Origin of the sequence: uncultured Campylobacter sp. (assembly GCF_938018145.1) — a bacterium.
In the GTDB taxonomy this organism is placed as follows: Bacteria; Campylobacterota; Campylobacteria; order Campylobacterales; family Campylobacteraceae; genus Campylobacter_A.
In genome coordinates, this window is sequence record NZ_CALIII010000455.1 from 1 (window position 1) to 2,696 (window position 2,696).

A 2,696-nucleotide genomic window follows, 5' to 3' on the forward strand; every position below is an offset into this window, starting at 1 on the left:
AAACGACGCCTACGAGCTGGAGCTGCGCCGCAAAGAAAAGGGCTATAAGCCGCCTAAATGAGTGTTTTTGTTTAAATTTAGCAGAATTCGTGCGGGCAAATTTGACGGATAATGGGTTTAAATTTGAGCGTCAAATTTTAGCTAGCCTCCGTTAAATTCGGCGCCAAATTTGAGCGGATAAATTTGCGCTAGAATTTAAAATAGAGCGAATTTGGAGCTCAATTTGCTGCCACCAAGGGGCGCGCTAGGGCGGTAAATCTGGGTGAAAATTTTAAAACCGGCGGACATCACAAGCGGCTTCAATACGGACAAATTTGACGTTTATGCGGTTAAAACTAGCTAGTAATTAAATTTCATTCACGGGTTTGGTTGTGTAGCGGCGTCAAATTTGACTCAAATTTTGCGAGCCTTTGCGCCTATTAAAATTGTTCTTTCTAAATAGTGGCAAAAGCTCAAATTTAAAGTCAAATTTGAGCCTCGCGAGCGAAGGCTTGCCAAAAATGCAAGCCAAGCGCGGGATTTTTATGATTTGTTTCGCAGAGATCGTTTGAAATCTACCAGCAAAGACTATTTTAAGCTATCGATATACTCGCTAACCGCCGTCATGTCCTCGTCGCTTAGGTTTTTGGCGTGTAGATGCATGACCTTGCCCATGCCGAAGTTATTGTTTGAGCCGTCTTTGTAGCTTTGTAGCGCTTTTATGCGGTCCTCTTTGCTGATGCTAGTTAGCGCAGGCACTTTGTTTGCGTATTTTACGTCCGCTTTTTCGCCGTGACAGGCTGAGCATTTTTTGTAAATAGCTGCGCCGTCGGCCGCAAGTAGAGATAAATTTAGCGCCAAAACGGCGGTTGCAATGTGATAGATTTTCATCTTTCGTCCTTTTTGATAGAAATTTAGACGAGATTATAGCCCTAAAAGCTTAAAAGAAAAGAAATTTTATAAAAAAGTTACTAAAATGAAGCGCGAAATAAAAAGCAGAGAAAAATCGGCGGAAAAACTCCGCCGAAAAGGGTTATTTTAGAGTAGGGATGTACTCTGAAAGAGCGGCGATATCCTCGTCGTTAAGACCTTTTGCTAGAGGTTTCATCATCGCAGAAGACTTAAATTTATCTAGGCTGCCCTCTTTGTAACCTTTTAAAGCCTCAGCGATCTCTTCTTTAGAAAGAGACGAAAGCGCAGGAACTTTGTTTAGATACACTTTTTCCGCTTTCGGTCCGTGACAGGCTGCGCATTTTTTGTAAAGTGTTGCGCCGTCAGCGGCAAATAGGCTACCCGCTAGCAATGCGGCTGCACCTGAAACAACGATTAGTTTTTTCATTTTATATCCTTTTGTGGAGTTGTGACGGGCAAATTATAGTACAAAAAGCTAAATTTTACATTAGTTTTTAGCATTAGTTTCTAGCGCGGTGCGGACGGCGATTTTCATTTAAATTTAGCTTTTTTTTGTATAATTTTCGACATGGATAAAACAGGGTTTAAAACGGCGTCCAAAAAGGCGCTATTTCTTGATCGCGACGGCGTGATAAACGAGGATGCGGGCTATGTTTATAGACGCGAGGACTTCGTTTTTAAAGAGGGCATTTTTGCTGCTTTGAGAGAATTTGCGCAGGCAGGCTACGCGCTAGTCGTGGTGACGAATCAATCAGGCATCGGGCGAGGCTACTACACGCTGGAGCAGTTTGACGAGCTTTGCAAATTTATGCTGGGCGAGTTTGAAAAAGAGGGCGTAAAGATAGAAAAAATTTACTTTTGCCCGCATGCGCCGGAAGCTGATTGCCTTTGCCGTAAACCAAAGCCAGGCATGCTGCTAAATGCCGCAAACGAGCTAAATATCGACCTTGCGCGCTCAATCATGATAGGCGACAAGGATAGCGACGTGCAGGCGGGGCAGAGTGCCGGCGTCGGGATAAATTTAAAGCTGGACGACCGGCTAAAAAGCGTGGCTGAGGCGCTAGAGTTTTTAAAAAAAGAAGGAAAAATATGAAAGATATAAAAAAGGTCGTAATAACGGGCGCGGCGGGCTTCATCGGCTCAAATTTGGCGCATTATTTCGATGAAAATTTAAAAGACGTAGAAGTGCTCGCCGTGGATAAATTTAGAAGCGACGAGAAATTTAGCAACGGCAATCTAAAAAGCTTCGGGCATTTTAAAAATTTGCTCGGCTTTTCGGGCGAAATTTACGAGGGCGACATAAACTGCGCTAAAACGCTAGCGATGATCGAGAAATTCGCTCCCGAAGCGATATTTCACGAGGCGGCGATCTCGGATACTACGGTAACCGAGCAAGGCGAGCTAATGAGGACTAATCTAAATAGCTTTAAAGACCTGCTAGATATCTGCGAAAAAACGGGCGCGCGCATGATATACGCAAGTTCGGGCGCCACGTACGGCAACGCAAAAAGCCCGCAAAGAGTCGGCGAATGCGAAGCGCCAAATAACGTCTACGGCTTTTCAAAGCTAAAAATGGACGATCTGGGCCGAAAATACGCTAAAAGAGGCGTTGCGGTCGTGGGGCTGAGATACTTTAACGTTTACGGCGCGAGGGAGTTTTATAAAAACAAAACCGCCTCGATGGTGCTGCAGTTCGGTCTGCAAATTTTAAGTGGGAAAAATCCGAGTCTCTTTGAGGGTAGCGATAAAATCAAGCGCGACTTCGTCTATATAAAAGACATCGTGCAAGCCAATTTGCTCGCCCT

Annotated in this window: 4 protein-coding genes; 2 read left to right on the top strand and 2 right to left on the bottom strand. The window is 44.4% G+C overall.

Annotation, left to right across the window (positions count from 1 at the left end; all coding sequences use genetic code 11):
* Positions 1–567 precede the first annotated feature (567 nt).
* On the bottom strand, positions 568–870 hold the full coding sequence (locus tag Q0338_RS10630) for a c-type cytochrome (protein ID WP_298086694.1): 303 nt from the start codon (positions 868–870) through the stop codon (positions 568–570).
* A gap of 142 nt (positions 871–1,012) precedes the next feature.
* Entirely contained in the window at positions 1,013–1,318 is a 306-nt protein-coding gene (locus tag Q0338_RS10635) for a c-type cytochrome (RefSeq protein WP_298086695.1), read from the bottom strand.
* Positions 1,319–1,459: 141 nt separating this feature from the next.
* Here Q0338_RS10635 and gmhB point away from each other — a divergent pair, with 141 nt between their 5' ends.
* Both gmhB and Q0338_RS10645 read left to right on the top strand, forming a co-directional pair.
* Positions 1,460–1,984 (top strand): D-glycero-beta-D-manno-heptose 1,7-bisphosphate 7-phosphatase, encoded by a 525-nt coding sequence (gmhB, locus tag Q0338_RS10640; protein WP_298086696.1) that lies wholly within the window; start codon positions 1,460–1,462, stop codon positions 1,982–1,984.
* The coding region (locus Q0338_RS10645) for an NAD-dependent epimerase/dehydratase family protein (protein WP_298086697.1) at positions 1,981–2,696 on the top strand (716 nt) is incomplete at its 3' end. The genes gmhB and Q0338_RS10645, both read left to right, overlap by 4 nt.